This window comes from Mangrovicoccus sp. HB161399 (genome assembly GCF_013184745.1).
Lineage (GTDB): Bacteria > Pseudomonadota > Alphaproteobacteria > Rhodobacterales > Rhodobacteraceae > Mangrovicoccus.
Window position 1 is genome coordinate 1 of record NZ_JAATVU010000193.1, and the last position, 2,250, is coordinate 2,250.

The window sequence follows — 2,250 nt, forward strand, 5'->3', positions numbered from 1 at the left end:
CTGCTTCCACGAGCCGAAGGTCAACCGGACCTATGCCGATCTCGCCGCCCATTACGACACGGCGGTCATCCCGGCGCGGCCCTACAAGCCGCGCGACAAGGCGAAGGCCGAGGTTGGGGTCCAGCTGGCGCAGCGCTGGATTGCGGCGCGGCTGCGCAACCGCCGGTTCCGCTCGCTGTCCGAGCTGAACGCCGTGATCCGCGAGCTCCTGGAAGGGATCAACGGCAAGGTCACCCGGCACCTCGGCGCCAGCCGCCGGGACCTGTTCGAGACGCTGGACCGCCCGGCGCTGAAGCCCCTGCCTGCAAGCCCCTACGAATATGCCGAATGGCTCGAGCGCAAGGTCGGCCTCGACTACCATGTCGAGATCGAGCGGCACTACTACTCGGTCCCCCACCAGCTGCTGAAGAAGAAGGTCTGGGGAAGGATCACCGCCCGCACGGTCGAGATCTTCCATGAAGGCCAGAGGGTTGCCGCCCATGTCCGGAGTTCCGGCAACCGCCGGCACACGACTGTCGCCGAGCACATGCCCGCCAGCCATCGCCGCTATGCGGGCTGGACCCCGGCGGAGATCCGGCGGCACGCCGACCAGGTCGGCCCCAATACCGGCACCCTCGTCGACCTGATCCTGCGCACCAAGACGCACCCCGAGCAGGGCTTCCGCGCCTGCCTGGGCATTGTCCGCCTGGCCAAAACCCATGGCCGCGATGCCCTGGAAGCGGCCTGTCTCCGGGCGCTGGAGATCGGCGGCACCTCGTACAGCTCGGTCAACTCGATCCTGAAGACCAACCTGCACCGCCGGCGGCCCGAAAAGCCCGCGGACGGGCCCGCGATCTCCCATCCCAACATCCGCGGCGCCGGATATTTCCACTGAGAAAGGAAACACATGCTCGACCATCCCACCCACAGCCAGCTGCGCGAGCTCAGGCTCGACGGCATGGCGGACGCCTTCGCCGAGCTGCAGAGCCGCGACGACATTGGCGACCTCAGCCATGCCGAATGGCTCGGCCTGCTGATCGACCGCGAGGCCGCCAGCCGCAGCACGAAGAAATTCCGGAGCCGGATGCGGGCGGCCAAGCTCCGCCATGTCGGCGCCTGCATCGAGGACGTGGACTTCCGTACCCCGCGCAAGCTCGACAGGAGCCTGTTCCAGGAACTCGCCAGCGGCCGCTGGATCGGACAGAAGCAGAACCTGCTGATCACCGGGCCCTGCGGCGTCGGCAAGACCTGGCTTGCCTGCGCGCTCGGCCAGGGGGCATGCCGTGGCGGGAAGAGCGTTCTCTACCACCGGCTGCCGCGCCTTTTCGCCGAGCTCGAGCTGGCCCATGGCGACGGCCGCTTTCCCCGGCTGTTCCGCCAGCTTGTCCGCACCGACGTGCTGATCCTCGACGACTGGGGCCCCGACCGCCTGACGGCCGGGCAGCGGCGGGACCTCATGGAAATCGTCGAGGACCGCTACGGCACCGGCTCCACCGTCATCACCAGCCAGCTGCCGGTCGAGGCCTGGCACGACGTCGTCGACGAGCCCACCTTCGCCGACGCCATCCTCGACCGGCTCGTTCACAATGCCCACCGCCTGGCGCTAGACGGCCCGTCGCTGCGCAAGACCCGCGGCGCGGGCGCGGAAGGGGAAACATCGTGACCGGCGCCCAGCCCGCCGCCACGCGCGACGCCGCGCCAGCGTCATGGGGCGCGCACGGCGACGCGCGCGGCTGCCGCTTCGCTGGAGCTGAAACGCTTGACCGGTTCCGCCCCAGGCGACATCAAGGAGAAGAGCTCAGCGGCTGTCTTCCGGGGTGACCGGATGTGTCGGAACCGCTGACCGGATGTCGCTGGAACGAGCGACCGGATGCTCCGGAATCCGCACCCAGGGTCAGCCGTCTCGTCGATCCCGGCGAATGGCGATGCATCATGTCGAGCGCTGCCCTGCGTTCGGCACGGCCACAGGCCCGGGTCAGGTCGCCCTGAACCGCAAGCCCGCTGCGGTTCTCCATCAGCGCATGCCCGATGAAGCACAGCATCGCGCCGGTGCCCGGCGACTTCCGGTAGAGCCGCGCGTCCGGATCCGTGGTCGAGGCATGCGTCGCGTTCGAGCGCTTCTCGCCCTTGAAGTTCACTTCGGCATTTCGGCTGCGGCTGGCGGGGCGGGACATCGGGCGGGTCTCAGTATCGGGCTGCGGGGACGGGTCTTGCGGGGCGGCATCCTGTGCCGGAGGATCACCGGGATCACCGGGATCACCGGGATCACCG

Annotated in this window: 1 protein-coding gene and 2 pseudogenes; 2 read left to right on the forward strand and 1 reads right to left on the reverse strand. The window is 69.0% G+C overall.

Going from position 1 to position 2,250, the window contains the following annotated elements; translation table 11 throughout:
- Together HCC78_RS32120 and istB are read left to right on the forward strand one after the other, a co-directional pair.
- Nucleotides 1-874: pseudogene (locus tag HCC78_RS32120) on the forward strand (IS21 family transposase); the annotation flags it as partial.
- 12 nt (nt 875-886) lie between these two features.
- On the forward strand, nt 887-1,642 hold the full coding sequence (gene istB / locus HCC78_RS32125) for an IS21-like element helper ATPase IstB (RefSeq protein WP_172332754.1): 756 nt from the start codon (nt 887-889) through the stop codon (nt 1,640-1,642).
- 193 nt (nt 1,643-1,835) lie between these two features.
- On the opposite strand, the pseudogene HCC78_RS32130 reads toward istB, so the two are convergent.
- A pseudogene (locus HCC78_RS32130) lies at nt 1,836-2,250 on the reverse strand (IS5/IS1182 family transposase); the annotation flags it as partial.

Excerpts from the sequence above, each read along its gene's own strand:
- istB (WP_172332754.1), top strand. The coding sequence starts at position 887 with ATGCTCGACCATCCCACCCACAGCCAGCTGCGCGAGCTCAGGCTCGAC.